General features: G+C 67.5%; 21 protein-coding genes. 12 read left to right on the forward strand and 9 right to left on the reverse strand.

All coding sequences use genetic code 11. The features are described 5' to 3' along the window. Nucleotides 1-64: 64 nt before the first annotated feature. The 3 genes from JNUCC0626_RS39425 to JNUCC0626_RS39435 all read right to left on the reverse strand — a co-directional run bounded on the left by JNUCC0626_RS39425 (nt 65) and on the right by JNUCC0626_RS39435 (nt 3,827). On the reverse strand, nt 65-1,744 hold the full coding sequence (locus JNUCC0626_RS39425; RefSeq protein ID WP_394615746.1) for a DUF4153 domain-containing protein: 1,680 nt from the start codon (nt 1,742-1,744) through the stop codon (nt 65-67). 401 nt (nt 1,745-2,145) lie between these two features. Beyond that, a complete protein-coding gene (locus JNUCC0626_RS39430; RefSeq protein WP_394622201.1) occupies nt 2,146-3,117 on the reverse strand; it encodes a HAMP domain-containing sensor histidine kinase in 972 nt (323 codons plus the stop codon). A gap of 23 nt (nt 3,118-3,140) precedes the next feature. Then, the gene (locus tag JNUCC0626_RS39435) at nt 3,141-3,827 is read right to left on the reverse strand and encodes a response regulator transcription factor (RefSeq protein ID WP_394615747.1); all 687 of its coding nucleotides are present in this window, start codon (nt 3,825-3,827) and stop codon (nt 3,141-3,143) included. Between the two features lie 84 nt (nt 3,828-3,911). Between JNUCC0626_RS39435 and recD2 the strand changes: the two genes are divergently transcribed. Next, the gene (gene recD2, locus JNUCC0626_RS39440) at nt 3,912-6,095 is read left to right on the forward strand and encodes an SF1B family DNA helicase RecD2 (RefSeq protein ID WP_394615748.1); all 2,184 of its coding nucleotides are present in this window, start codon (nt 3,912-3,914) and stop codon (nt 6,093-6,095) included. Here the strand turns inward: recD2 and JNUCC0626_RS39445 are convergent. Beyond that, nucleotides 6,077-6,841: an alpha/beta fold hydrolase gene (locus JNUCC0626_RS39445; protein WP_394615749.1), complete on the reverse strand. Its 765-nt coding sequence runs from the start codon at nt 6,839-6,841 to the stop codon at nt 6,077-6,079. The genes recD2 and JNUCC0626_RS39445 overlap by 19 nt on opposite strands. Nucleotides 6,842-7,321: 480 nt before the next feature. On the opposite strand from JNUCC0626_RS39445, the gene JNUCC0626_RS39450 reads away from it, so the two are divergent. The 5 genes from JNUCC0626_RS39450 (at nt 7,322) to JNUCC0626_RS39470 (ending at nt 12,970) form a co-directional block, all read left to right on the forward strand. Next, complete coding sequence (locus JNUCC0626_RS39450; RefSeq protein WP_394615750.1) at nt 7,322-8,488, forward strand: M14 family zinc carboxypeptidase; 1,167 nt, start codon at nt 7,322-7,324, stop codon at nt 8,486-8,488. Nucleotides 8,489-8,502: 14 nt separating this feature from the next. After that, complete coding sequence (locus JNUCC0626_RS39455; RefSeq protein WP_394615751.1) at nt 8,503-9,585, forward strand: serine hydrolase domain-containing protein; 1,083 nt, start codon at nt 8,503-8,505, stop codon at nt 9,583-9,585. A gap of 82 nt (nt 9,586-9,667) precedes the next feature. Then, nucleotides 9,668-10,741, forward strand: coding sequence for a serine hydrolase domain-containing protein (locus JNUCC0626_RS39460; protein WP_394615752.1), 1,074 nt, complete (start codon nt 9,668-9,670; stop codon nt 10,739-10,741). A gap of 70 nt (nt 10,742-10,811) precedes the next feature. Then, on the forward strand, nt 10,812-11,903 hold the full coding sequence (locus JNUCC0626_RS39465; RefSeq protein WP_394615753.1) for a serine hydrolase domain-containing protein: 1,092 nt from the start codon (nt 10,812-10,814) through the stop codon (nt 11,901-11,903). A gap of 2 nt (nt 11,904-11,905) precedes the next feature. Beyond that, entirely contained in the window at nt 11,906-12,970 is a 1,065-nt protein-coding gene (locus JNUCC0626_RS39470) for a serine hydrolase domain-containing protein (RefSeq protein WP_394615754.1), read from the forward strand. A gap of 63 nt (nt 12,971-13,033) precedes the next feature. Here JNUCC0626_RS39470 and JNUCC0626_RS39475 read toward each other — a convergent pair whose 3' ends face one another. After that, nucleotides 13,034-14,662 (reverse strand): glycosyl hydrolase family 18 protein, encoded by a 1,629-nt coding sequence (locus JNUCC0626_RS39475; RefSeq protein ID WP_394615755.1) that lies wholly within the window; start codon nt 14,660-14,662, stop codon nt 13,034-13,036. 236 nt (nt 14,663-14,898) lie between these two features. Here JNUCC0626_RS39475 and JNUCC0626_RS39480 point away from each other — a divergent pair, with 236 nt between their 5' ends. The 3 genes from JNUCC0626_RS39480 to JNUCC0626_RS39490 are packed head-to-tail and all read left to right on the forward strand — an operon-like array spanning nt 14,899 to nt 16,636. Next, nucleotides 14,899-15,729 carry a helix-turn-helix domain-containing protein gene (locus tag JNUCC0626_RS39480; RefSeq protein WP_394615756.1) on the forward strand — a complete coding sequence of 277 codons (831 nt, stop codon included), beginning with the start codon at nt 14,899-14,901 and terminating at the stop codon, nt 15,727-15,729. Nucleotides 15,730-15,742: 13 nt separating this feature from the next. Further along, complete coding sequence (locus JNUCC0626_RS39485) at nt 15,743-15,922, forward strand: DUF397 domain-containing protein (RefSeq protein ID WP_394615757.1); 180 nt, start codon at nt 15,743-15,745, stop codon at nt 15,920-15,922. A gap of 42 nt (nt 15,923-15,964) precedes the next feature. Beyond that, the gene (locus JNUCC0626_RS39490) at nt 15,965-16,636 is read left to right on the forward strand and encodes an HAD family hydrolase (protein ID WP_394615758.1); all 672 of its coding nucleotides are present in this window, start codon (nt 15,965-15,967) and stop codon (nt 16,634-16,636) included. On the opposite strand, the gene JNUCC0626_RS39495 is transcribed toward JNUCC0626_RS39490, so the two are convergent. Further along, complete coding sequence (locus JNUCC0626_RS39495) at nt 16,626-19,031, reverse strand: ATP-binding protein (RefSeq protein WP_394615759.1); 2,406 nt, start codon at nt 19,029-19,031, stop codon at nt 16,626-16,628. The two genes, JNUCC0626_RS39490 and JNUCC0626_RS39495, sit on opposite strands and share 11 nt — an antisense overlap. Before the next feature lie 204 nt (nt 19,032-19,235). Here JNUCC0626_RS39495 and JNUCC0626_RS39500 point away from each other — a divergent pair, with 204 nt between their 5' ends. Beyond that, entirely contained in the window at nt 19,236-19,949 is a 714-nt protein-coding gene (locus JNUCC0626_RS39500; RefSeq protein ID WP_285645022.1) for a response regulator, read from the forward strand. A 144-nt stretch (nt 19,950-20,093) separates the two neighbouring features. Then, the gene (locus JNUCC0626_RS39505; protein ID WP_394615760.1) at nt 20,094-20,954 is read left to right on the forward strand and encodes a DNA-3-methyladenine glycosylase family protein; all 861 of its coding nucleotides are present in this window, start codon (nt 20,094-20,096) and stop codon (nt 20,952-20,954) included. On the opposite strand, the gene JNUCC0626_RS39510 is transcribed toward JNUCC0626_RS39505, so the two are convergent. Both JNUCC0626_RS39510 and JNUCC0626_RS39515 read right to left on the reverse strand, forming a co-directional pair. After that, a complete protein-coding gene (locus JNUCC0626_RS39510) occupies nt 20,860-21,807 on the reverse strand; it encodes a serine/threonine-protein kinase (RefSeq protein ID WP_394615761.1) in 948 nt (315 codons plus the stop codon). The two genes, JNUCC0626_RS39505 and JNUCC0626_RS39510, sit on opposite strands and share 95 nt — an antisense overlap. Nucleotides 21,808-21,823: 16 nt before the next feature. Next, nucleotides 21,824-23,197 (reverse strand): N-6 DNA methylase, encoded by a 1,374-nt coding sequence (locus JNUCC0626_RS39515; RefSeq protein ID WP_394615762.1) that lies wholly within the window; start codon nt 23,195-23,197, stop codon nt 21,824-21,826. A 52-nt stretch (nt 23,198-23,249) separates the two neighbouring features. Here JNUCC0626_RS39515 and JNUCC0626_RS39520 point away from each other — a divergent pair, with 52 nt between their 5' ends. Beyond that, nucleotides 23,250-23,945, forward strand: coding sequence for a PP2C family protein-serine/threonine phosphatase (locus JNUCC0626_RS39520; RefSeq protein WP_394615763.1), 696 nt, complete (start codon nt 23,250-23,252; stop codon nt 23,943-23,945). 64 nt (nt 23,946-24,009) lie between these two features. On the opposite strand, the gene JNUCC0626_RS39525 is transcribed toward JNUCC0626_RS39520, so the two are convergent. Then, nucleotides 24,010-25,782 carry an alpha/beta hydrolase gene (locus JNUCC0626_RS39525; RefSeq protein ID WP_394615764.1) on the reverse strand — a complete coding sequence of 591 codons (1,773 nt, stop codon included), beginning with the start codon at nt 25,780-25,782 and terminating at the stop codon, nt 24,010-24,012. Nucleotides 25,783-25,941 lie beyond the last annotated feature (159 nt).

A 25,941-nucleotide genomic window follows, 5' to 3' on the forward strand; every position in this document is an offset into this window, starting at 1 on the left:
CTTCAGCGTCACTTCTCACCCTCTCGGCAACTGGTAGCTGAGCAACTTTACAGTCTCGTAACCATTACCTCTCGCCGGAGTACGCGTCCTCACAAGTGACCTCAGTCACCGCAACACTTTCGAGTGACTTCTCCGCCTGGTGCCGCGCGAGGTTCCACTCCCGCCAGTCCTTCTCGACGATGGCCGTCGTCCGGTTCTTGATGTACCGCAAGGCACACGAGCGTTCGTGCTCCGGAAGCCTGACGAGCGCGGGCACCGCGTCCTCCGACAGCTGCGACAGGTAATACGTGTCGATCTTCTGCGTGGCCTCGTACCGCGACACGTTGTAATCGGCAACCACCCGTTCGGGGTTCATCACCACCACGGCGAGGAAGAACGCCGCACCGGTAGCGACCACGGCCTTCGGCAACCACTTGGCGCGCAACGAGATCCCGCCCGCGATCACCATCAGGTACACCACGGCCAGCCACACCTCACACGACGCCACCAGCAGTCGCAGCACCGTCCACCCGTACGCCTGCTGGTAGAACCACATGCGGCTCAACGCACTAGCGACGATCACGAGCGTCAGCACCGCCAACGCCCCGAGCAGACCCTTGAGCCACAACTGTTCCTGCCGCGTCTTCTTCGCCGCAAACCGCGCGACACCGGCAATTACGCCGAGCGTGAGAACGGTGACCCACAGCAGCTGCCAGAACCCGGACCGCGCGTACTCGGCGAACGTCACCCCAGCCGTCTTCATGACATAGGCCTCGCCACCGAACAACACCGCCAGCTGCGTCCCCACGAACCCGGCGAACAGCACCACCAGCACCCCGACCGGCAACCCGTAGTCCTTGAGCCGCAACGACCCGGGCTTCAGCTCCGCGTCCTCCCCGATCTCGGCCGGCGCCGCCACGAGATAACAAGCGCCCAAAGCCCCGAACGCCGCAACAACCCCGTAGAACGCCATCTGCACGTACACGTCGATGTCGAGGTCCGGGATCAGCCCTTCGAGGAAGTCGTTGAACCCCTTGTCGGCCCCCGCCAACAACGACCCGAACACGAGGAACAGCACCAACGCCACCCCAACGGAGATGAACGGCCTGATCCCCACCGGCCCACGCCGCTTGAACCCCTTGGCCACCCAGGGAATCGACCGCAGCGCACCCAGCCCGACCCCGAGCGCGCCGAACACGAGTCCCTTGACCGTCTTGCCCCCGGCCATGGCGATCGACCCGCACAACATCGAGGCGAGCACGCTCAACACGAAGATCCACTCGGCTGCGCGCAGGAACCCCATCGCGAGGAACGCGAGCGCGGCGGCCAGCCACAGCGCCCGCTCGACCGTCGGCTTGCCGGCGTAGAAGAGCACGCCACCGATGCCGACCAGGCCGGCGAGGAACCAGCCGATGCCGTTGTTGGGCACGGCCAGGAAGGCTCCGGCGAGACCTGCGGCCAGGCCTGCCACCAGCGCCTTCGTCGGCGCGCCGGTGGTGGGTGGACGCCACCAGGGCATGAAGGGGAGGCCCGGGGTCTGCATGGCCGCGGCCGCCGGGTAGCGGGGAGGGGCCTGCCAGGGCGAGGCCGGGGGCAGGGTGGCGGTGACGACCTCGGCGGGCTGCAGCGGAGGAGTGGGCGCGGCGACCGGGGTGGCGGGGTCGGCAACCTTGGTGCCCCTCGTGGGCTCCGCGACCTTGGCATCCTTCGTGGGTTCCGCGACCTTGGCGCCCTTCGCTGGCGGCGTGGCCCCGGAACCCTTCACGGGCGGCGTGGCCTTGGTGGCCTCGGCAGGCGGCGTGGCTTTGGTGTCCTCGGCAGGTGGCGTGACCTCGCCATCCTTCTCGTCCGACGGATCTTGTCGGACCTCCTGAGTAGGTTGGGTCGCGGGGGACTCCGATTCAGGGGTACCTCTGCGCGAGCCTGCCTCTGTCTCATCCACGGGGTCCGGCGAGCCCCCAGAACCCGCCGGCTCCCCGCCCCCGGACGTCGGCCGATACCCGACCTTCCGGAAGTTCCGGTACTTCGGCCGCCCCGAACCCTTCTCAGAAGGCGTCGAGGACGAGTCCGTCGAGTCAGTCATGTCTCTCTCCCAAGCCCGCGAAAGGGCGTGCGTCATCGCCGCACCGCGGTCACGAAAGACCGAGCGCGCTCAAATGGCCAAGCTCAACGAGGCAAAGTCACCCGGATGCACGATCCGGGGTCCACGACGGCGATCACGCCGCCGTGCAGGTCCACCACCCACCGGGCGATGGCGAGTCCGAGCCCGGTCCCGCCACCGCCCGCCCTCTCCCCTCGGGTGAACCGTTCGAAGATCCGCGACCGGTCGGCCGGAGCGATCCCGGGCCCCTCGTCGCGCACCTCCAGCACCACCCCGGCAGCGGACGCGTACCCCGCCACGGACACCAACCCCCCGGTGGGTCCGTGGCGGGCCGCGTTGTCCACCAGGTTCACCAACACCTGGTGCAACCGCTCCCCATCAGCGAAAACAGTCAACGAGCCAGAGACGTCGATCGAGAACGAAGCCGAAGGCGCGGAAACCGAAGCCTCAGCCACCACATCGGCGACCAAAGACGACACCGACAACGTCTCCCGGTTCAGCGACAAAACCCCGGCGTCGATCTTCGACAGGTCCAGCAACTCGGTCACCAGCCGCCCAAGCCGCTCGGTCTGCGCCAAAGCCGTCCGCATGGTCGAGGCATCAGCCACCGCGACCCCGTCCACCACGTTCTCCAGCACCGCCTGCAACGCCGAGATCGGCGTCCGCAGTTCGTGCGACACGTTCGCGATCAACTCACGCCGCTGCTGATCAGCCGCAGCCAAGTCAGCCGCCATCACCGTGAACGCCTCGGCAAGCTGCCCGACCTCGTCCGAAGACGTCGACCGAACGGTCCGCGAGTAGTCCCCGGAAGCCATCGACCGCGCGGCAGAGGTCATCTCCCGCAACGGCGAAGTCATGCCGTGGGCCAGCAACTGCGAGGTCAGCAGCCCCAGGATCAACGCCATGAGCGTCGTCTGCGCCGGCAACCACCCCGTCACGTACCGGAAGTAGGCGAACGAAACACACCCGGACACCACGATCACGATGCCGAGCTTGAGCTTGATCGACCGCACCGAGTCCAGCGGACGCGGCAGCATGTCCAGCAGCTCCAGAAGCCGCCTCACGACGACACCTGCCGAGGCACCTCCAGCGCGTACCCGACGCCGTGCACGGTCCGGATCAGGTCCGCGCCGAGCTTCCGGCGCAACGCCTTCACGTGCGAGTCGACCGTCCGCGACGACGCGCCCTCGTGCCACCCGCACGCCTCCGCCAGCAACCGCTCGCGCGCCTGCACAGCAGAAGGACGCTCAGCCAAGAACACCAACAGGTCGTACTCGGTAGGCGTCAGATGAGCTTCGACGCCGGCCCGCGACACACGACGAGATGCCAGGTCGATCACCAGATCACCCAGCTCCACCGACCTCGACGACACCGCCCGCGACACCCGCCGCAGCAGAACGTGCACCCGCGCCGCGAGCTCGCGCATCGAGAACGGCTTCGTCAGGTAGTCGTCCGCCCCGACGGCGAGCCCGACCAGCAGATCGGTCTCGTCCCCGCGAGCGGTGAGCATCAGGACGGGCACCGACCGCGCCGCCTGGATCCGCCGGCACACCTCCAGCCCGTCGAACCCCGGCAGCATCACGTCGAGAACCACCAGGTCAGGCAGAAAAGCAAAAGCCGAAGCCACCCCGGTCGGACCGTCGTGCGCGACCGCCACCTCGAAGCCCTCCGCCCGCAGCCGCGCGGCCACGGACTCGGCGATCGTGATGTCGTCCTCGACGACGAGCACCCGGCGCTGACCTGTCATGCCGGCGACTTTATGTCCATGTCGTGGAGGATGCCGGGACGAGTTGTGAAGATCGTGTGCAGAAGCCCGAGGTAGGTTCGCACCATGAACGTCCTCGAAGCGGTCCTGGAGAGGATCACCTACGCCAACGAGGACAACGGCTACACCGTCGCCAAGGTCGACACGGGCCGAGGAGACCTGGTCACGGTCGTGGGCGCGCTGCTCGGCGCGCAACCCGGCGAGTCGATCCGCATGCGCGGCACGTGGGGCTCGCACCCGCAGTACGGCAAGCAGTTCCACGTCGACGACTACACGACGATCCTGCCCGCCACCATCCAGGGCATCCGCCGCTACCTCGGCTCCGGCCTGATCAAGGGCATCGGCCCGGTGCTCGCCGACAAGATCGTCACCCACTTCGGCGTCCAGGCGCTCGACGTCATCGAGAACGAACCGCACCGCCTCGTCGAGGTCCCCAAGCTCGGCCCGAAGCGCACCAAGCTCATCGCCGACGCCTGGGAGGAGCAGAAGGCCATCAAGGAGGTCATGGTCTTCCTGCAGGGCGTGGGCGTCTCCACCAGTCTCGCCGTCCGCGTCTACAAGCAGTACGCGGACAAGTCCATCGACGTCGTCCGCACCGAGCCCTACCGGCTGGCGTCCGACGTCTGGGGCATCGGCTTCAAAACGGCGGACGTCATCGCCAAGGCCGTCGGCATCCCGCACGACAGCCCGCAACGCGTCAAGGCAGGCCTCCAGTTCACGCTGTCCGAGGCCACCGGCGACGGCAACTGCTACCTGCCGGAACAGGCGCTGATCGCGGACGCCATCAAGATCCTCCAGGTCGACACCGGCCTGGTCATCGACTGCCTCGCGGAACTCGTCGACGAGGAGGGCGTGGTCAGGGAGGAACTCCCGGACGACGAGATCGCCGTCTACCTCATCCCGTTCCACCGCGCCGAGATCTCGATGGCCGCCCAGCTCAAACGCCTGCTGCACACCGACGCCGACCGCATGCCGAGCTTCCAGACCGTCGACTGGGACAAGGCCATCGCCTGGCTCGGCACGGAACTCGAGCAGCACCAGAAGGAAGCGGTCCAGCTCGCGCTGACGAAGAAGGTCGCCGTGCTGACCGGCGGCCCCGGCTGCGGCAAGAGCTTCACGGTCCGCTCGATCGTGCGACTGGCCCAGGCGAAACGGGCGAAGATCGTGCTCGCCGCCCCCACCGGCCGTGCCGCGAAGCGCCTCACCGAGCTGACCGGCCACGAGGCCCGCACCGTCCACCGCCTGCTCGAACTCAAGCCGGGCGGCGACGCGGCCTACGACAGGGACCACCCGCTCGACGCCGACCTCGTGGTCGTCGACGAGGCCTCGATGCTCGACCTGTTGCTGGCCAACAAACTCGTGAAGGCCGTCCCGCCGGGCGCTCATCTCCTCCTCGTGGGAGACGTCGACCAGTTGCCGTCCGTGGGCGCCGGCGAGGTGCTCAGAGACGTGCTCGCACAGGGCAGTCCGATCCCGAACGTCCGCCTCACCCACATCTTCCGGCAGGCCCAGGAGTCCGGCGTCGTCACGAACGCCCACCGCATCAACAGCGGCGACTACCCGATCGTGCAGGGCATGCCCGACTTCTTCCTCTTCAGCACGGACGAGGCCGAGGAGGCGGCGAGCACGACCGTCGACGTCGTCGCGAACCGCATCCCGCGCAAGTTCCGCCTCGACCCGCGCAAGGACATCCAGGTCCTCGCCCCGATGCACCGCGGCCCGGCGGGCGCGGGCGCGCTCAACACGGTGCTCCAGGAAGCCCTCACACCGTCCAGGGACAACCTGCCCGAGAAACGCTTCGGCGGCAGGGTGTTCAAGCTGGGGGACAAGGTCACCCAGATCCGCAACAACTACGACAAGGGCAAGAACGGTGTCTTCAACGGCACCCTGGGCGTGGTCGTCGCGCTCGACACCGTCGAGCAGAAGCTGACCATCCGCACCGACGAGGACGAGGAAGTCGACTACGAGTTCTCGGAACTCGACGAACTCAGCCACGCCTACGCCATGACCATCCACCGCTCACAGGGCAGCGAGTACCCGTGCGTGGTCATCCCGATCACGACCAGCGCGTGGATGATGCTGCAACGCAACCTGCTCTACACGGCGGTGACGCGGGCGAAGAAGCTGGTCGTCCTGGTGGGCAGCAAGAAAGCCATCGGCCAGGCCGTCAGAACGGTCGGGGCGGGCCGCCGCCACACGGCGTTGGCCCACCGCCTCCGCACTGAGCAGAACTACACGGACGTCAGGTAGTCGGTGATCAACCGGGCCCACGGCTGCGCGGACTCCAGCGCGATCGCGTGACCGCACGGCAGGTCGGCGTACTTCGCGCCGGGGACGAGGTCGGAGACCTCCTTGCCCAGCTCGGGTGACAGCAGCTGGTCACCGGCCGCGCCGATCACCAGCGTCGGCTGCGTGATCTGCGGCAGCACGTCCGACAGGTCGGTCCTCAGGATCAGGTCGATGTGCTCGGACGACCCCGTCGGCACGGACGCGCCGATCAGTTCGGCGAACCCCTCCGCCTGCGCGGGAGAGAGCCGGGCCAGGTACTGCTTGCTGCACATCAGGGAGAGGATGTACCGCGCCAGCACCGAACGCGGCCCGGCGAGCAGCGACTTCCACTTGTCGATCTTCGCCTGGGACGCCGCGTCGATCTTGGTGAACGGCGTGCTCAGCACCAGCCCGCGGACCCGCTCGGGGTGCCGGACCGCCGCCGTGGCGGCGACCGCGCAACCCATCGAGTAGCCGGACACGAAGAACGACTCGTGCCCGGCCTTGACCGCGACGTCGACGACCTCGTCGGCGAGCGTCTCCAGGTCGAGCGCTCCCGGCGCCTTCGGGGACCCGCCGGAACCCGGCAGATCCGGTGCGACGACGGTGAAGTGCTGGGTCAGGGTTCCGAGGATCGGTCCGTAGTTGGCCTGGACGCTGCCACCCGCGCCGTGCACGAGCAGGAGAGCCGGGCCACTGCCCTTGACGACGGTGGACAGGCCGGTCATGGGGAACCCCCGAGTTTTGTCAGTCCATGCTGCGAACGATGGTCGGCTCCAAGCCTTCGTCGTCGTCCGTGAGCGAACCGCGCCAGGGGAAGTCGAAGTGAGCGGCCTCGGTGACACCGTCGTTGTAGAGATGATCCATGGCCTGGTCTCCTCAATCTTCCCAAGGTAGGTTTCTGCGCGGGACCTCGCTGTCCGTCGAGTCGGTTTCGGCCTCACCAGCACAATAACCGCTGCGGTGCTGGTGAAAATCCTATTGATTTTCGTCACAGAACGCCAAGTGGCCGGTTTCCCGATCCCAAGCACCGGACGGTAATCATCCGGTCGGTCGAACGGACTGGCGATGTACGGCCGAACGCGCCATCCTCGTTGATCATGCGGACCGCCGTCGCCCTGCTCGCCTGCACAGCCCTGCTCCTCGCTCCCGGACCCGCCCCGGCGGACGGTCCACAAGCGACATACGTCCTGCGTGTGCCTGCACCAATGGGTGATTCTGCCCAGAAGTTGTTGCGCCTCGGTTACGACGTGTTGGAGCAACGTGACGGCGACGACCTCTTCGTCGTGGGCGACAAGCACACCGCCGACGAGCTCACGACCGACGGATTCCAGGCGGCAATCGAGACGGTGATGCCGCCGTCTCAGTGGGCGCCGCGTTCTTTGGCCGACACGACCTATTACGGCGGATATCGGACCATCACCGCGCAGTTCGCCCATCTGAACGAAGTGGCCGAAGCGCATCCCGAACTCGCGACCGTCGTCGACTACGGCGACTCGTGGCGCAAGACGCAGGGCAGCGGCGGACACGACCTGAAAGCCCTCTGCGTCACCCGCAAAGGCCCTGGTGACTGCGCATTGACGCCGACCGCGTCGAAACCGCGGTTGTTCGTGATGGGCCAGCTGCACGCCAGGGAAATCACCACCGGCGACATGGCGTACCGATTCATCGACGACCTGGTCGGCAGCGACCTCACCGCGATGCTCGACGACATCGAGGTCTGGGTCGTCCCGATCGCCAACCCGGACGGCGTCGAGATCGTCGAGTCCGGCGGCGACACCCCGGTCCTGCACCGCAAGAACGCCAACGGCACCTGCACCTCCTCCCGAGGCGTCGACCTGAACCGCAACGCCGGCTCGCACTGGGGCGAGGTCGGCTCGTCCACGAACAAGTGCGCCGAGACCTACCGCGGCCCGCGCGCCGACAGCGAGGTCGAGGTCCAGGCGCTGGAGTCGTTGTGGCGCAAGCTCTACCGCGACACCCGCGCACCCGGCGACACCGCGGCGGCGTCGACCGACACCACCGGCGCCGTGATCTCCATGCACAGCTACGGCAACTACGTGCTCTTCCCGTGGGGCTGGAGCACCCAGAAGACCGGCAACGACGCCGCACTGCGCAAGATGGCCCAGGACATGGCGGCGCTGTCCGGTTTCACGGCGGGCCAGCCCGGCGAGGTGCTCTACAACGCGTCCGGCGCCACCGACGACTGGGTGTACGACGACCTCGGCGTACCCAGCTTCGTCTGGGAGATCGGCGCGGGCTCGGGCAAGTGCGGTGGCTTCCTGCCGCCGTACTCGTGCCAGGCGGACGTGCATTGGCCGAAAGTGCGTCCCATGCTCGTTTCGGCCATGAATGCAGCAAAACGCCCGTATTGACGCGTTGGGGTGGCATGGGGAAACGCTTGCTAGCCACCACAGCAGCTCTGTGCCTGCTCTTCACGGGGACCGCGGTCGCCGAGCCGCAGCAGGTAGACCGCAGGATCGTCCAGGAGGGGCTGGACGAGCTCGTCGCCGTCGGGGTTGCCACCGGCACCCAGGCGCACGTCACGGACGGCCGGACCCGCTTCAGCGCGCGGTCCGGCACCGCCGAGACGACCAGCCCGCGCCCGGTGCCGTTCAACGGCCGCTTCCGCGCGGGCAGCATCACCAAGACGTTCACGTCGACCGTCGTGCTCCAGCTCGCCGGTGAGGGCAAGATCGAGCTGGACGCGCAGGTGGACCGCTACCTGCCGGGCCTGGTGGACCAGCGGATCACCGTCCGCCAGCTGCTCCAGATGACCGCCGGGCTGTTCAACTACACGAACGCCCTGAAGTTCGACCCGCAGGGCTTCGAGCCGGACCGCTTCAAGAGCTGGACGCCGGAGCAGCTCGTCGCGATCTCCACGGCGCAGCCGCTCGACTTCGAGCCCGGCACGAAGTGGAACTACTCCAACACCAACTACGTCGTGCTCGGCCTGCTGATCGAGAAGGTCACCGGCAGGTCGTACGAGCGAGCCGTCGAGCAGCGGGTGCTGAGGCCGTTGCGCCTCAACGAAACCAGGTTCCCGGGCGACGACGTGGAGATCCGCGGCCCGCACGCCCACTCGTACGGGATCGTGGACGGCAGGACGGTCGACACCACGCGCTTCAACCCGTCCGTCTTCTGGGGCGCCGGTGACGTCATCACGACCACCCGCGACCTCGACACGTTCTACGGCGCTCTGCTCACCGGCAAGCTGCTGAAGCCGGCCCAGCAAGCCGAACTCACGAAGACCACCGCAGTCAGCACCGACTACGGCCTGGGAATCTTCGTCGACAAGGCGCCGTGCGGCACCACGATCATCGGCCACTCCGGTGGCGTGCCGGGGTACTCGAGCTTCGCCTTCTCGACGCCCGACCTGAAGCGCCGGGTGGAGCTCTCGATCTCCGCCGGCATCGGCACCGGGGATCCCAACCCGGCGTTCGGCAAGCTGATCAACGAGATCTTCTGCTGAACGGAGCAGGGGACATCCCCTAGTGCCGTTTCAGACCCTGGGCCGATGCTCCGGTACCCGGTTCGTCGGCAGGGTGCTGGCCATGGGGATGAAGAGGATCGCACTTCTGACGGTCGCGGGCCTGCTCGCGACCAGTGGCACCGCACTCGCGCAAGGCACTCGGGGGACCGTGCAGGAAGGCCTGGACCAGATGGTCCAGGCCGGCGTGCTGGGCGCGCAGATCCGCGTGACGCGCGACGGTGAGCACTTCACCGCGCGCTCCGGCAAAGCCGAGCTGAACAGCTCCCGGCCCGTCCCGGCGAACGGCAGGTTCCGGGCCGGGAGCATCACCAAGACGTTCGCCTCGACGGTCTCGTTGCAGCTGGTCGGCGAGGGCAAGCTGGTGCTGGACGCACCGGTGGAGCGCTACCTGCCGGGCCTCGTCGACGGGCGCATCACCGTCCGGAACCTGCTGCAGCACACCAGCGGCCTGCACAACTTCACCGAGACCATCCGGCTGGACCCGGACACCTTCGAACCGATCCGCTACCGGCACTGGGAACCGCGGGAGATCATCAAGATCGCCACCGACAAGCCGCTCGACTTCGAACCCGGCACGCGCTGGGAGTACTCCAACACCAACTACACGATCGTCGGCCTGATCATCGAGAAGGTCAGCGGCAGGACGTTCGAGCAGCAGGTCAGGCAACGGATCGTGCAGCCGTTGGGGCTGCGGGACACCACGTTCCCGATCGACGACGTCGAGGTCCGCGGACCGCACGCCCACGCCTACTGGACCTACCAGGGCAAGCCGTCCGACATCACCCGCATCAACCCGTCGTTCGGCTGGGTCGCCGGGCACGTGATCTCCACGACCCACGACCTCGACACGTTCGTCGACGCGTTGATCGACGGCAGGCTGCTGAAGGCACCTCAGCAGGCCGAACTGCTGAAGACCACCGCCGTGAGCCCGAAGTACGGTCTCGGCGTCGACGTGGACCGGCTCTCCTGCGGCACCACCGTCATCGGCCACAGCGGCGGCGTTCCCGGCTACGTCTCGGCCATGTTCACCAGCACGGACACCAAGCGCCGCGGCTCGATCAGCCTCACCACCGGCCCTGAGGTCACCGACCCGACCGAGGGCTACGAGAAGATCGTCGACGCCGTCTTCTGCTGACGACCCCTAGGGTTCGCGTGCGACTCAAGGTGGATGTGCGCGCACGCCGTGCCTCGATTAGCTGGGGCACATGGGGATTCGACTGATAGCAACAGTCACGGCAACGAGCCTGCTGGCTCTGACCACCACGGGCATCGCTTCGGCGGACACGTCAAGCGTCGACCGCAAGGTCATCCAGCAGGCTCTCGACCAGGTCACGCAGAGCGGCGCGGCGCTCGGCGTGCAGGCCAGGGTGACCGACGGACGGCAGCGCTTCACGGCCGTCTCCGGAAAGGCGGAGCTGAACAGCTCCCGTCCTGTTCCGGCGGACGGCAGGTTCCGCGTCGGCAGCATCACGAAGACGTTCGTGTCGACGGTGGTGCTCCAGCTCGTGGGGGAGGGCAAGGTCGACCTGGACGCGCCCGTCGTCCGCTACCTGCCCGGCCTGATCGACGAGCGCATCACCGTCCGCCAGGTCCTGCAACACACCAGCGGCCTCTACAACTACACGGATGGGCTGCCGCTCGACCCGGACGCGTTCGAGCAGATCCGGTACAAGCACTGGGAACCCGCCGAACTCCTCGCGCTGGCCACGAGCAAGCCGCTGGACTTCGACCCCGGCACCCAGTGGAACTACTCCAACACCAACTACGTCGTCGCCGGGCTGCTCGTCGAGAAGATCACCGGCAAGCCCTACGAGAAGGCGGTGGAACAACGCATCCTGAAGCCGTTGCGCCTCAACGACACCGAGGTGCCCGGCGACAAGGCCGCCATCAGCGGCCCGCACGCGCGGGCGTACTGGGTCGTGGCGGGGCAGCCGTCGGAGATCACCAAGATGAACCCTTCGGTCGCCTGGGCGGCCGGTGAGATGATCTCCACGACCCGCGACCTCGACACGTTCATCGACGCGCTGGCCGACGGCAAATTGCTGAAGCCCGCGCAGCAGAAGGAGATCAGCAAGACCACCGCGGTGAGCCCCGGGTACGGCCTCGGCCTCCAGGTCGAGACCCTGCCGTGCGGTGCGAAGGTGTGGGGTCACGGCGGCGGCATCCCCGGCTACTCGTCGCAGCTGCTGACCTCGCCGGACACCAAGAAGCGCTTCGAGCTCAACGCCACCAGCGGTCCGACCGAGGGCAACCCCGGCGAGGCCTTCAACCGGATCCTCACCGAGGTCTTCTGCTGACCATGAGACTCGTAGCCGCCCTGACCGCCGCGGCGTTGCTGGCCACCGCCGGCACCGCCGCGGCGGCGGAGCCGAAACACTCCGACGTTCAGAAGACCATCGACGAACTGACGAAGTCCGGCGGCGCGCTGGGCATCCAGGTCCGCATCGACGGCCGCGACACGCTCCGTTCGGGATTCGCCGAACGAGGCTCGCGCAAACCCGTGCCGCACAACGGAACCTTCCGCATCGGCAGCGTCACCAAGCCGTTCGTGTCCACTGTGGTGCTTCAGCTGGCAGGCGAGGGCAAGATCGACCTGGACGCTCCGGTGGTCCGCTACCTGCCCGGCCTGGTCGACGCCCGCATCACCGTCCGCCAGTTGCTGCAACACACCAGCGGCCTCTACGACCACGCGGAGGCGTTGCCGCTCGACCCCGCCGTATTCCACGCGATCCGCTTCAAGACGTGGACCGAGCAGGAACTCGTCGACATCGCCACCAGTCGCCCGTTGCTCTTCGAGCCGGGCAAGGGGCAGAGCTACTCCAACACCGGCTACATCGTGCTGGGCATGCTCATCGCGAAGCTGACCGGCAGGCCGTACCAGCACGCCGTCGAGCAGCGCATCATCAAGCCGTTGCGCCTGAACGACACCGTGCTGCCACGCGCCACAGTGGACATTCCGGGACGGCACGCCCACGGCTACTACCCGGACGCTTCGGGGAACGTCATCGACGTCACGCGCCTCAACCCGTCGTGGGGAGGAGCGGCGGGGGAGATGATCTCGACGACCCGTGACCTGGACACGTTCCTGGCTGCGCTGCTCGCTGGCAAGCTCCTGAAACCCGCCCAGCAAAGGGAACTGACACGCACCACGACCGTCAGCCCCGGCTACGGCCTGGGCCTCTCGGTGGTGAAGCTGGAGTGCGGCGCCACGATCTACGGCCACGATGGCACGATCCACGGCTACGCGTCGTTGATGCTCGGCGCACCGGACGGCAGGCGCTTCGAGCTGTCCGTCACCGACAACGGCAGCAACGCCGAACCCGGTGACGCCTACCGCAAGCTGATGAACCAGCACTTCTGCTGAAGTTCCAGGCAAAACAAAAGGGGAGCTGGGTTGACCCAGCTCCCCTCCCGGCGTTTATGAAGATCAGCCGAGGCCGTTCTTCATCGCTTTCACCAATTCACCGTTCGAGGTGTCTCCGGACATCTCCCAGAAGAAGGCGCCACCGAGACCCTGGCTGTTCGCGTACGACATCTTGCCGCCGATGGTGGCCGGGGTGTCGTAGCTCCACCACTGGTCACCACACTTCGCGTACGCGGTACCCGCGACCGTGCCGTTGGCCGGGCAGGAGGTCTTGAGCACCTTGTAGTCCTGGATGCCCGGCTCGATGCCCGGCGCGGGGCCGGTCGCCGTGCCGCCAGGAGCAGCCTGCGTGACGCCGGTCCAGCCGCGGCCGTAGAAGCCGATGCCGAGCAGGAGCTTCTTGGACGCGACGCCCTTGCCCTTGAGCTTCTGGATCGCCGCGTCGGAGTAGAAGCCTGCGGTCGGGATGCCGGCGAAGTTCGTCAGCGCCGAGTGCGGAGCCGTCGGACCCTGAGCAGCCCACGCACCGAAGTAGTCGTAGGTCATGACGTTGTACCAGTCGACGAACTGAGCAGCACCGGCGTAGTCAGCGGCGTCGATCTTGCCACCGTTGGTGCCGTCCGCCGTGATGGCCGAGGTGACCAGGTAGTTCTGGCCGAACTTCTGGCGCAGCTTCTGCATCAGCAGGCGGTAGGAGTCGAAGCCGCTCGTGTCGCAGGTGAGACCACAGGCGTTCGGGTACTCCCAGTCGATGTCGATGCCGTCGAACAGGTTCGCCCAGCGCGGGTCCTCGAGCAGCGAGTAGCAGGAGTCCGCGAAGGTCTGGCGCGAGGCCTCGGAGGCGGCCGCCTGAGCGAAGCCACCGGACCAGGTCCAACCACCGAACGAGTACAGCACCTTGATGTGCGGGTACTTCTTCTTCAGCTTCAGCAGCTGGTTGAAGGCACCGCGAACCGGCGCGTCCCACACGTCAGCGACGCCGTCGACCGACTCGGCCGCCGTGTACGACTTCTCGATCGCCGGGAACGACTCACCGATCACACAACGGCCGTTCGTCACGTTGCCGAACGAGTAGTTGATGTGCGTGATGTTCGCGGCTGTGCCGGAGGTGTCCATGTTCTTCGGCAGGTAGTTCTTGGCGGGGTAGGTGCCCCACTCGGTGAAGTAACCGAGGTTGATCTTCCCACCGGGCGGCGGCGTACCAGTCGTGGTCGTCGTCGTGGTGGTCGTGGTGGTGGTAGTCGTCGTGGTCGACGTCGTCGTGGTGGTCGTCGGGTTCGTCCCGCCGGCCTCACACGAGCCACCGTTGAGCTTGCAGTTGGTCGGAGCACCGAACGACCCGGTGTACGCGCCGTTGAAGCCGAAGCTCACCGACCCGCCGACACCGATGTTGCCGTTCCAGGTGTTCTTGACCGTGACGTTCTGGCCGCTCGTCGTGTACGAGCCGTCCCAGAGCGACGTGACCCTGTGGTTGGCGGGGAGCGTGAACTCCACCGTCCACGACGTCAGGGCCGCCGCGCTGTTGTTCTTGATCGTGTACTTGCCCTCGAAGCCCGTTCCCCAGTCCGAACCCTTGGAGAACGTGGCGGAAACGCCACCGGCACCGCTAGCAGCGGGCACGACGACGATTCCGAGGACCAACGCGGACAGGGCCGCGAAGAGAGCAGCTAGATGCCATCGGAACTTGGACATCGGTCTCCTCAGTCGCAGGGGGTACCGGAACGATGTGGTTTAGACCACTCGAAGGTCAAGGTCTAGACCTCTGCCGTCACTCGAACGGAGCAGTCCGAAAACGGTTTAGTAAGCCCGGCCTGTCTTGTTTCGGTCTATTTGGTTAACCATTGGAGGGGTTCCGAGACGACAGCCCTTCGGGCGGACTTCTGCCCTGGTGACTGTGCGAAGAGGACGGTCGGCCCTAGCTTCGTTCCATGCCAAAGCGTTTCTCCACGGCACGCGGCCGCGAGTTCGGCGACGCGATACGGGCGGCGGTCGCCAGCACGTGCATGACCGCGCGCGAGATCTGCGAGAAGATCGACTGGGACCCAGGCAAGCTCTCGGACCTGATGAACGGCAAGGGCGGCTGCACCGAGGTCGATGTCGCCATCCTGCTGAGCTTCTGTCGGATCGCACCGGCCGAGCGCGACCACCTGCTGCGCCTCTACCGCGAGACAGAGGTCAAGGACTGGTGGCAGCACCACGGCGAGACACAGCCGATCCTCCCCAGGACGTTCCTCGAGCACCTGTTCAAGGCCAAGAAGTTCGTGAGCTGGTGCCCGCTGGTCATCCCCGGACTGGTGCAGCTCCCCGACTACATGCGGGCGCTGTTCCGCACCTCCGCCAGCTTTCCGCAGGATGCGATCGAACAAGCTGTGGCCGCGCGGATCGGGATGCAAGAGGTCTTCAGGCAGCGGCTCGCGTGCACCTTCTACATCCACGAACAGATCCTGTTGGCGCCCGTGGGCGGGGCCGACGTCATGCGTGCGCAGCTCCATCACCTGCTACAGATGTCTGTCCGGCCGTACATCGACATCCGGATGGTGCCCTTCTCGGTCGGGGCCCATCCCGGCGCGGCGGGCACGTTCGAGTTGATGCGGTTCGACAGGATCGAGCCGGTGGTCTTCCTGGAGACCGAGAAGTCGAACCTCATCATCGAGCGGAAGGAGGCCGTCCAGGGCTACGAGAAGGTGGTGGAAGCGATCGACCGGCTCGCACTGGATGCGGAAGAATCCAGGAAGAGGATCTCCGACCTCGCGACCTGAGGGGGCACCTGGCATGTGGCGGAAGAGCAGTTACAGCGCGAACGCGAGCAACTGCGTCGAGGTCGGCCGCGGCGTCGGTCTCCGCGACAGCAAGGCACCCGCCACCCACCTGCCCGTCGCCCCCGGCTCGTGGTCGGCGTTCCTGCTCTCAGTGAAGGTCGGCAAGTTCGCACCATCGGGTCAAACCGCCTAGTCCGGACTGCGTCCCCGCCGTCCCGGTGCCAACCATGATCGAGTGACGCTTCTCGCGACGATCTTCGACCTGGACGACACCCTCGTGGACAGCGCGGCGACCTGGCAGCGGGTGATCGGCACCGTCGCGGCCCGCCACGACTACCGCTGGACCGCGCAGGACTGGGCCGCGATCCAGGGAACGTCGACCTGGGGTGCCTACCTCGCCGAACGGTGCGGGGACCTCACGCCGGAACGGGCGACCTCCGAGTGCGTCGACGGCATGGTGGACGCCATCGCGCGCGGAGAGTTCGGGCTGCTGCCTGGGGCCGCGGAACTGGTCGCCCAGGCTGCCGAACTCGGGCCGGTCGGGCTCGTGTCGGCGTCGCCGCGCCGGTACGTGCGGGCGGCGGCGTCGGCGTCCGGGCTCCGCAGGCACGTCGAGGCCATCGTGACCGGGGACGACGTCACCCGCGGCAAGCCGGCGCCGGACCCGTACCTGCTGGCCGCGCGCAAGCTCGGGCTCGACCCCGCGAACTGCCTGGCGGTCGAGGACTCGGCGTCCGGCATCCGGTCGGCGCACTCGGCCGGGATGACGGTGCTCGCGATTCCCAACGCCACCACGGCAAAGAACGCCGAGGTGTTGAAGCTGGCGGCGCTCCAGGCGGCGGATGCCCGGATCGCGGCCGAAGAGATCTGCCAGCTCTGGGTGAGCGTCTACGCGCTCAGCCGATAGCGCGTTCCGCTCCCCACGCGGCGATGTCCTCCCGGCTGCGCAGGCCCAGTTTGTCGCGCAGCCGGTGCAGCCGGGAGGCCACGGTCCGCACGGACACGTTGAGGCGGTTGGCTATCTGCTGGTTGGTCAGGCCGGTGGCCAGCAGGGCGATCACGCGGCGTTCGTGGTCGTCCAGGGCGTCGAACGCGGCTTCGGTGCGGTCCAGCCACACCTCGTCCTGGATGAACGCCTCGGTTTCCGCCGCTGTCAACGGCGTTGATGCCGCCTCTGCGCGCGCGACGGACAGCATCAGCCGTGCGGTGCGCATCGCTCCGTTGACCTTCTCTGCCCAGAACGGGTTCGGCACCACACCGACCGAACGGCGCATGGCGCGTCCGGTGGCCTCTAGCCGTAGCGCGCGCTCTGCCTGACCGCGCGTCAACGCGACCACGGCCAAACCCTCAAGGGCGTCTGGGGCGGTCAACGGGTTGATGCCGTCCATGCGCAGTGCTTCCTGGAACGCGTGCGTGGCCTCGTCCAGGTCGCCCTGCACCAACGCGACGGCGCCGCGTGTGTTCAAAGCGGAGGCGATGCGCGCGGGGACGCCCGACGCGCGCGAGAGGGGTAACGCCGACATGACGTTCTCTTCGGCGCGTTCGTGCTTGCCCAGCGACAAGGCCGTGCGTGCCAAATCGACCAATGCCGTCGCACGGGCCAATGGCTCGCCCAGCAACTCGGCGACCCTTAGACACTCGGTGTTGTTCTTGTCCGACGCCTCCCACTCGCCGGACGACTGCTGCACGGCCGCCAGCGTGCTGCGGCTGCTCATCAGCAACGCCGGTTGCCCGATGGTCCTGACCAGCCGCGACGCCTCGGCGGAGAGTTCCAGTGCCTCGCCGTGGTCGCCCTGCTCGGCCGCGAACCGGGCCGCGTGGTTCAGCGCCACACAGCGGTAGTCGTCGCGAGTGGACGGTCGGCGCAACGCGTCCCGGAGCATCACCCGCGCCTGGCCCAGCCGTCCGCGCCGGGCAGCGCAGTCGGCCAGCGCGGACGTCAACAGCAGCAACCGTTCGTCGGCGCGGTCGGCCGCCCATTCGACGGTGCCCAGCAGGCTGTCGACGTGGTTGTCGAGCTTGTGCTGCACGTCCGCCGACATCGACATGGGTGCGGTGATCAGCACGTCCGACAGGTCGGTGAACCAGCGGGCCAGCGCCTCGTAGGCGACGTCCAGTTCGCCTGCCGCCAGCAGCTTCTCCTTGGCGTGCAACCGGATCGTCTCCAGCTGCCGGAACCTCGTCGTGCCGGGCACGGCCGTCACCAGGGACTTCGCCTGCAACCGCGAGAGCACGTCCAGCACCGGTTCCGCCGACCGTTCCGACGAGCAGACCTCGGTGGCCGCGCCCAGGTCGAAGCCGCCGTCGAACACGGAGAGCCGCCGCAACGCGAACTGCTCGTCCGGCTGCAACAGCTGGTAGCTCCAGTCGATGGCCTCCCGCAACGAGCTCTGCCGCGGCGACTTGCGGCAGCCCGAGGTCAGCAGTTCCAGCGGTTCGTCCAGGCGGTCGCAGATGTCCGCGACCGGCAGCAACCGCACCCAGCGCGCCGCGAGTTCGATGGCGAGCGGCATGCCTTCCAAACGCGCGCACAACAACGCCACAGCAGCTGTGTTGTCCACGGACAGACGGAAGTCGGGCTTGCGTTCGCGCGCACGGTCCACGAACAGCTTCACGGCCTCAGAGCGCGGTGCCGCCGTCGTCACGAGGTCGCGGTCCGTCGACGGGACCGGCAGGCCCTCGACGTGGAAGCTGACCTCGCCGGTGATCCACAACGCCTCGCGCGACGTCGCGAGCACCCGGACGCCGGGGCAGCGGTTGAGCAGCACGTCGGTGAGTTCGGCGCAGGTGTCGAGGAGGTGTTCGCAGTTGTCGAGCACCACGACGACCTTCATGTTCACCAGCGTCTCGAGCACGGTGTCGCGCAACGGTTCGTCGGTCTCGGCGGCCACTCCGAGCGCGTCAGCGAGGGCTGGCACGACGTCTCGGGAAGTGGTGATCTCGCCCAGTTCGACGAGCAGGACGCGGTCCGTGCGGCCACGCCTGAGTCGTCCGGCGGCCTCCAGCGCGAGCCTCGTCTTGCCCGCACCCGCACTGCCGACGAGCGTAACGAGACGATGCCTGCGCAACAGCTGGTCGAGTTTCGACAGCTCCTGCTGGCGGCCTACGAACGTGTCGCGGGCAGCAGGCAGGTTGGAGAGGACACGCAGGTTTTGCCTGGTAACGGGCGTTGGTGCCGTAACGGTCACACGGCGTCGATACGCCCGTTGGCGGCAGGCGTTGGAGCAGTAGGACCTGCGTTGCTCGGAGGTGGCGGGAGGCAGCGCGCCGTCGCACAGAGCGCAACGTCCGGTGCTGGTCATGAGTCCCTCTCCGCAAGCCGTAACGGCAGGAGGTTCCTGTCTCGCTCCGGCGTTTGCGCTGTTCGTGGGCGGTGGCCCTGGACGTGCAACCCGTTACGCCTCCGTGTGCGTGAGACGGTTCGCAACCTGCTCGTTATGCATGCCTTCCCGGCGCTCTCGTTCGGGAACAAACTGGAAGCTGGTCCGGTCTGACAGGGAGTGCGCATGACGTTGACGACGAGCACCTCGTGGGCGAGCGCAGGGCTGCAGCTCGTGGACAAACCGCGCACGATCACCGTCGGCATCGCCGACGACGAGGTGTTGATCCGCACGGGTGTCCGCGGAGTGCTGGAGCGCAGCGGCAACGTCGCGGTGGTCGGCGAGGCGGGCGACGGCGGCGGGGCGTTGGAACTCGCGCGGCGGCAACGTCCGCAGGTGTTGCTGATGGACGCGTCGATGCCCGGCATGGAAGGGCTCACCGCGGTGCGGATGGTGCGCAGGCACGTCCCGGGCACCCAGGTGATCATGCTGTGCACCCCGCAGACCGAAGAGATGTTGTTCCCCGCGTTGCGCGCGGGCGCGGCGGGATTCCTGTTCAAGAACGGCGAACCCGACGCTCTCGTGAAGGCCGTGCGTGCCGTCGCCGCCGGAGAGGCGATGCTCTCGCCGTCCGCGACCCGTGCGTTGATCGACCACTTCACCGGCGCCGACTCGGAACGACGGGACGCCGCACGCAGCCGCATCGGCCTGCTCACCCGGCGGGAGCAGGAAGTGCTCGTGTACTTGGCGCAAGGCATGGCGAACGCACGCATCGCAAGGCTCATGTACCTCTCGGAGGGGGCTATCAAAGCCCACGTCAGCCGACTGCTGACGAAACTTCGGTGCGACAACCGCGTCCAAGCCGCCCTCATCGCACGCGACGCCGCCCTTCCCTGCTGAAAATCCGACAACTCCTGCAACGGCGCGACGGTCAGCCTAGCCACGGATTTTCGCGCCGAGTAGCAGGTCACCCGGTTGGCCCCGTCCAGAATGATGTCGCTTTCCCGCCAGCGTCTCGGTTGGAATGGCGTCATGCTTGGCGGTATGCCGCCGGCGACGTTCTCGGAACGCTTGCACTTTCAGCCACCGCTGTGTCCTGACAACCTGTTCGGCCACCTCATCGCCACCGCCGTGCCCGGCGTGGAGGAGTGGCGGGACGGTGTCTACCGGCGAACCTTGCGACTTCCTTACGGCTTTGGCGTCGCGGCTTTGCAACCGTTCCCGAACTACGTCGAGTGTGTCCTCGACCTGTCGGATTCTCGCGATTCGGCAAGTGCTCTAGACCTTTGCCGGTTCCTTCTCGACCTCGACGTGGATCCATTCGCGGTCGATGAGGCGTTGTCCGCCGACCCGCTTTTGGCACCGTTGGTCGCGGCCGCTCCTGGCCGTCGTGTGCCGCGCACGGTGGATGGCGCCGAGTTCGCGATCAGGGCCGTGCTGGGGCAGCAGGTGTCGACGAAGGCGGCTCGGACGCACGCCGCTCGGCTCGTTGCGGCTGAGGGGACGCCGGCGGGGGACCTGTTCCTGTTCCCGCTGTCGTTCGATCCTGCTTCTTTGGCGATGCCGGAGTCTCGTCGGCGCACGATGGCGGCGTTGCTGGAGGCTTTGGAGTCCGGTTTGGACCTTTCGCCTGCGGCTGACCGAGTCGTTGCGCGGGAATGGCTTTCGTCGTTGCCGGGGTTCGGGCCGTGGACCGTTGAGTCGATCCTGATGCGCTCTTTGGGGGATCCCGACGCGTTCCTGCCGACGGATCTCGGGATTCGGCTGGCCGCCGAGGCTTTGGGCCTGCCGTCGACGCCCGCTGCGCTGGTCAGGCGCGCGGAGGCGTGGCGGCCGTGGCGGGCGTACGCGGTGCAACACCTGTGGGCGACCGGTGATCACGAGGTGAACCGAATCCCGGCCTGACCTGCACGCTCGCGTACATCGCCGTCGAGTCCTCGTGGACGAAACCGGGCAGTGGCGGTGGGTTCTGCGCAAACGGTTGGAGGGCCTCGAAAACGTCCATCGCGGTGTCGGGGCGTCCGTCGGGTTCCTTGGCCAGCAGGCTTTGCAGCGTGGCGTTGAGCGGGCTCTTCAGCTGCGGCGGCGCTTCCTTGACGTGCTTGTCGAACACCGCATAGGCCGTCGGGCCGGTGAAGAGTTGTTCGCCCGTCAGCATTTCGTGCAACACACAGCCGAGTGCGTACAGGTCGCTCCGCGGTTCGGCGGTGCCGCGCTGGATCTGCTCCGGGGCCATGTAACTCGGCGTGCCGAGGATCTGCCCGGCGCGGCTGAACGGCGCCACGTCGCTCTCCTTGAGCAGCGCCAGGCCGAAGTCCAGCACCTTCACCGCGCCGTCCGGGCACAGCATCAGGTTGGTGGGCTTGAGATCCCGGTGGCAGATGCCGCGGTCGTGGGCCGTCGTCAGCACGGCGGCGGCCTGGGCGGCGATGTTCGCGGCCCACGCCTCGGGCAGCGGGCCGAACTCGCCGACGAGGTCCGCGACCGTGACGCCCTCGACGAACTGCATGACCTGGAAGAGGCGCTGCTCGTGGGTGCCGAAGTCGTACAGGACAGGCACTCCGGGGTGTTCCAGGCCGGCGACGATCCTGGCCTCGCGCGCGAACCGGTGCGCCACCTCGTCGTCGCTGCCGGGCAGCCTGAGCAGCTTGACCGCGACTCTCCTGTCGAGCCTTAGGTCCCGGCCTTCGTGCACGGCACCCATGCCGCCCCGCCCCAGCGGCAGGTCGTCGATCTCGTAGCGGTCGGCGATCAGCACTTCCGAAGCCTAACCTTCACCGCGGGCCGATCTGGCCCTGCAGCAACCCGGCGTACCCGATCCTGATCAGCTCGGCCGCGTCGTTGAGCTTCTCTTCGGCCTCTTTGAGCTGGTGGAAGGCCTGTCCGTACTTGCGTTGCTCGGCGAGCGGGAGCGACGGCACCTGCGTGCGCTTGACGTCGAGCCTGGTCGATCCCGTCGGCGTGCGGGCGAACGCGGCTTTCAGGACACCTTCGAGGAAGTCGGGGTCGATCTTGCGCGGGTCGATCTCGTAGACGGCGCCGGTGGGGGACGTGACGGGGTGCGTGCCCGGTGCGGTGCGGATGAGGTCGCCGATGGTGGTCATCGGCGGGGCCACTGCTTGGAGTTCGGGCAGGGTCGGCGGGGTGAAGACCGCGTTGATGTACTCGGTCGCGTCGGTGCCGGTGCGTCGCGTCGGGCTCAGGTCGACGTCGTCGTCGAGCAGGTCGATGACCCTGGTGTTGGGGTCGAGGGGGCCTGGCCGTTGTAGGAGTGCGATGTGTTCGGGGGCGCGGCCTGTCGGGTTCCTCAGCAGCCAGAGGTCGCGGCCGGGGGTGACGGTGATGATCGCCCGGATGGCTCCGGTCCTGAGCAGGTTGCCGCGGATGCGCTTGCCCGGTCGCCTCGTCGCTGCTGCCGAGGGGAGCAGGACGGCTACCAGGCCGCCGGGCTTGGTGAGGGAGAGGCAGTGCTGGAGCCAGGCGAGTTCGGGTTCGCCTCGGGGTGGCAGGCCGTAGGTCCATCTGGCGTCGCCGACGAGTTCCTCGTGCCCCCACGTCCTGTCGTGCCACGGCGGATCGCAGATGACCGCGTCCGCCTTGTGCGCGATCCCGTTGTGGCGCAGCGAGTCGCCGGTGATGATCTGTGCGTCGGGCATTCGCCGTCTCGCGATGACCGCCGACACGGGGTCGATCTCCTGGCCGATCTTGTTCCTGGCCTTGGACGCCTTGAGCAGGCTGCCGGTGCCGCACGCCGGGTCGATGACCGTGTCGCCGTCGGTGGTGGCAAGGAGCGCCTCGATGACTTCTGGCGGTGTGGGGTTGAGCAGCCGTGAGTGGGCTTCCAGGTAACGCGCGTGCAGGAACTCGAACGTCTCGTCGTCCGTTTCCGTGTTGGCCAGTGCCTCACCGAGACGGAGGTCGTCGTGCGTCCGCAGCTGCGTCCACAACCTCTCCGCCGGCGACACCCGGAACGCTTTCCCGTTGCGCTTGAGCCACACCTCGACGTCTCTGAGGAGGTACAACGGACTGGACGCCGTCCCGCCGACCGGCGAGGGAAAGTCCTCGAACCGCCGCCGCCAGTTGGACACGGCCGCCCGCCCCACCGCGGCGAGCCGAGCGATGTCCCCGGCGCTGACAGTCTCATCCATGTTCACAACCGTATTGCTTGTGAACTCACTTCACAACTGCTCTACTAGAAACATGACACACGAGCTGCGCATCGCCGTGGCCACCGATCCGGGGCTCGTCCGCGAGCACAACGAGGACTCGGTCTACGTCCGCCAGGACCTCCAGGCGGTGGCGGACGGCATGGGCGGCCACGAACACGGCGAAGTGGCCAGCGCGCTCGCGGTCGATGTCCTCGCGACCTGGCAAGGCGACCTGGGCCCAGCCGTGTCAGAAATAGCCCGCCGCCTGGACGCCGAAACCCCCACCGGCGCCGGCACCACCCTCACCGCCATCCGCTGGGAAGGCCTCGCCTTCCAGCTGGCCCACATCGGCGACTCCCGCGCTTACGTGCTGCGCGAAGGCGAACTCCGCCAGCTCTCCCACGACCACACCATGGTCCAGGCCCTGGTGGACGCCGGCCGCATGACGCCGGAGGAAGCTCTTGTGCACCCGCGGCGTGCGTATGTGTTGCGGGCTTTGCAGTCCGGCAACTCGCACGATCCCGACCTGTCCTGGCACCAGGCCAAGGTGGACGACCGGTACCTGCTGTGCAGCGACGGCCTCACCGACTACACGGACCTGGAGGACGTGCACGACGTGCTGTTGTCCACTGAGGACGGAACTGAGGCGGCGTGGCAGCTGATCGCGCTGGCGAACGGCAACGGCGGCCCGGACAACATCACGTGCGTGATCGTGGACGTCGTCCGCAAGAAGTGGTGGCAGCGCTAGATCCCCAGGCATGGAAACGGCCCCGGCGCGCAACGCGCACCGGGGCCGCAGCCTCAAAGGGGTGTTACAGGTTGGCCGGCATGCCCGACTCGTCGGCCGCCGCCGTGGACGACCCGCTGAGCAGGTCCTTCACGATCTTGTTGGCCTGCTTCACGGCCGGCGTGATCATCTTGATCTGCACCTTGCCGTTGGTCAGCTTGCCGCCGACGTCGAACGTCTTGTCCTCGTTCGGCAGCGGGACCGCCTGGCAGCCCGTGAACTGCTTGCGCGGGGTGGCGCCGGTCTGGAAGTAGAAGACGATCGGGTCGTCGACGCAGTCCGTGTTGTACGGGAACAGGCCGTGCGAGCCCTCGTTGTCGACGCTGATCAGCTTCGCGTTCGGCAGGGCCTTCGCGGTGGCGAGGCCGCCCTCGTAGGCGGTGGCGGCGTCGAGCTCGGCCTGGGCGACGAGCAGACGCGGGAACGTCTTCTTGTCCGGCTTCGGCATCGAGGTCTTGGCCGGCCAGTAGGCGCAGAGCGGGGTGCTCATGAACGGCGCGATGAACGGCGCGTTCACGGTCAGGTCCGCGAGCCAGTAGTTCCAGTAGTGCAGGTTCTGGTTCCACTGGCCGTCCTGGCAGCGGATCGCCTCGAAGGTGGCGTCCCAGGTCTCGACCTCGGCGGCGGCGGTCGTCGACTTGACGGCCACGCGCTCCTTCTTGGCGATGGCGGCGAGGGCGTTGTTCTTGGCCTTCGTGATGAACGCCTTGTTGTCGTCGGTGGTGCCGGGGATCGACAGCATCTTCGCGACGATCTGCTCGACCTTCTCCGAGTCCGAAGCGGCCGGGTTGGTCGCGTCGATCACGGAGGCGACGGCCGAGGCGGCCACGTGGTACTGCGAGGTGTCGTACATCGCCGGGATCACGAACCACGCGACGAAGAGCTGGCCGACGAACTCACGAGTGCCGCCGCCCTTCTCCCACTTGCGGCGGATCTCCATCGGGTCGCTGCCCTGGCCGTACTTGTCGGCGCTGCGGGCCATGAACGGCAGCAGGGCTTCCTGGAACTGGCGGTCGCGGGTGCGCGGCTGCAGGTCCCAGGTGTTCTCGAGGGTCGACTGCGAGGCGTCGACGGCCGAGTCGAGCAGCATGCGGTGGACCTTGGACGGGAACGTCGCGCCGTACCAGGTGCCGAGCCACGTGCCGTAGGAGTAGCCGATGTAGCTCATCTTCTTCTCGCCGAGCAGGACACGGATGAAGTCCATGTCGTACGTGGTCTGCTCGGTGGTGATGAACTGCGTGAGCGGGTTCTCGAGGCAGCCGTCGACCTTGGCCTTGTTCAGCACGTTGACGTCAGTGCTGTTCGGCACGGTGTAGCTGCACGTGAGCGGCGTGGAGAGGCCGACGCCGCGCGGGTCGAACCCGATGAAGTCGTACTGGCCCGCGAGGACCGGGGTGCGCAGGGCCATCGCCGCGCCCCACGGCAGGCCGGAACCGCCGGGACCACCGGGGTTCACGAGCGCGATGCCCTGGCGGCTGGTGCCCTTGTAGGCGGTCTCGGTCTTGGAGACGCGGATGCCGATCGTGTTGCCGTCGGCCGGGTTGTGCCAGTCGCGCGGGACCTGGACGGTCGCGCAGGCGAGGCCCTTGACGGTCTTGAACTTGGCCACGGTGGCCGGGTCGACGCCGGGGAAGGTGCACTCCTCCCAGGTCACCTTCTGCGTGGCGAGCGCACCCGCGAGCGCGGCCGTGTCCGGGTCCTGCTTGGCGGCTGCGCCGGCGGCCGGGGTGAGCACGAGGCTCGACGCGATGAGCGCCCCCGTCACCACGGCGACGCCGCCTCTGAAGTACTTCCTCACGGTGGTTCCCCTTCTGCCCCCGCACGGCCTGGGTGAGACCGTGCTTGCGACAAAGGAGAAGGGGAAAACGCCGCGTTTAACACTCCTGGGTGATGGCAGAAAGTCGCCATGTCAGGAAACCGTCACCGATCGTGTTCACAGAGTGATGAAGATCGGTGC

The sequence above is a fragment of the Lentzea sp. JNUCC 0626 genome, assembly GCF_043632865.1.
Lineage (GTDB): Bacteria > Actinomycetota > Actinomycetes > Mycobacteriales > Pseudonocardiaceae > Lentzea.

Bases quoted from the DNA above. Each gene is read 5' to 3' on its own strand.
- JNUCC0626_RS39515 (WP_394615762.1), bottom strand. From the start codon at position 23,197: ATGGATGAGACTGTCAGCGCCGGGGACATCGCTCGGCTCGCCGCGGTG.
- JNUCC0626_RS39455 (WP_394615751.1), top strand. From the start codon at position 8,503: ATGGGGAAACGCTTGCTAGCCACCACAGCAGCTCTGTGCCTGCTCTTC.
- JNUCC0626_RS39450 (WP_394615750.1), top strand. From the start codon at position 7,322: ATGGGTGATTCTGCCCAGAAGTTGTTGCGCCTCGGTTACGACGTGTTG.
- JNUCC0626_RS39430 (WP_394622201.1), bottom strand. From the start codon at position 3,117: ATGCTGCCGCGTCCGCTGGACTCGGTGCGGTCGATCAAGCTCAAGCTC.
- JNUCC0626_RS39520 (WP_394615763.1), top strand. From the start codon at position 23,250: ATGACACACGAGCTGCGCATCGCCGTGGCCACCGATCCGGGGCTCGTC.
- JNUCC0626_RS39495 (WP_394615759.1), bottom strand. From the start codon at position 19,031: ATGACCAGCACCGGACGTTGCGCTCTGTGCGACGGCGCGCTGCCTCCC.
- JNUCC0626_RS39505 (WP_394615760.1), top strand. From the start codon at position 20,094: ATGCCGCCGGCGACGTTCTCGGAACGCTTGCACTTTCAGCCACCGCTG.
- JNUCC0626_RS39465 (WP_394615753.1), top strand. From the start codon at position 10,812: ATGGGGATTCGACTGATAGCAACAGTCACGGCAACGAGCCTGCTGGCT.
- JNUCC0626_RS39435 (WP_394615747.1), bottom strand. From the start codon at position 3,827: ATGACAGGTCAGCGCCGGGTGCTCGTCGTCGAGGACGACATCACGATC.
- JNUCC0626_RS39470 (WP_394615754.1), top strand. From the start codon at position 11,906: ATGAGACTCGTAGCCGCCCTGACCGCCGCGGCGTTGCTGGCCACCGCC.
- JNUCC0626_RS39485 (WP_394615757.1), top strand. From the start codon at position 15,743: ATGTGGCGGAAGAGCAGTTACAGCGCGAACGCGAGCAACTGCGTCGAG.
- recD2 (WP_394615748.1), top strand. From the start codon at position 3,912: ATGAACGTCCTCGAAGCGGTCCTGGAGAGGATCACCTACGCCAACGAG.
- JNUCC0626_RS39460 (WP_394615752.1), top strand. From the start codon at position 9,668: ATGGGGATGAAGAGGATCGCACTTCTGACGGTCGCGGGCCTGCTCGCG.
- JNUCC0626_RS39445 (WP_394615749.1), bottom strand. From the start codon at position 6,841: ATGACCGGCCTGTCCACCGTCGTCAAGGGCAGTGGCCCGGCTCTCCTG.
- JNUCC0626_RS39500 (WP_285645022.1), top strand. From the start codon at position 19,236: ATGACGTTGACGACGAGCACCTCGTGGGCGAGCGCAGGGCTGCAGCTC.
- JNUCC0626_RS39480 (WP_394615756.1), top strand. From the start codon at position 14,899: ATGCCAAAGCGTTTCTCCACGGCACGCGGCCGCGAGTTCGGCGACGCG.
- JNUCC0626_RS39475 (WP_394615755.1), bottom strand. From the start codon at position 14,662: ATGTCCAAGTTCCGATGGCATCTAGCTGCTCTCTTCGCGGCCCTGTCC.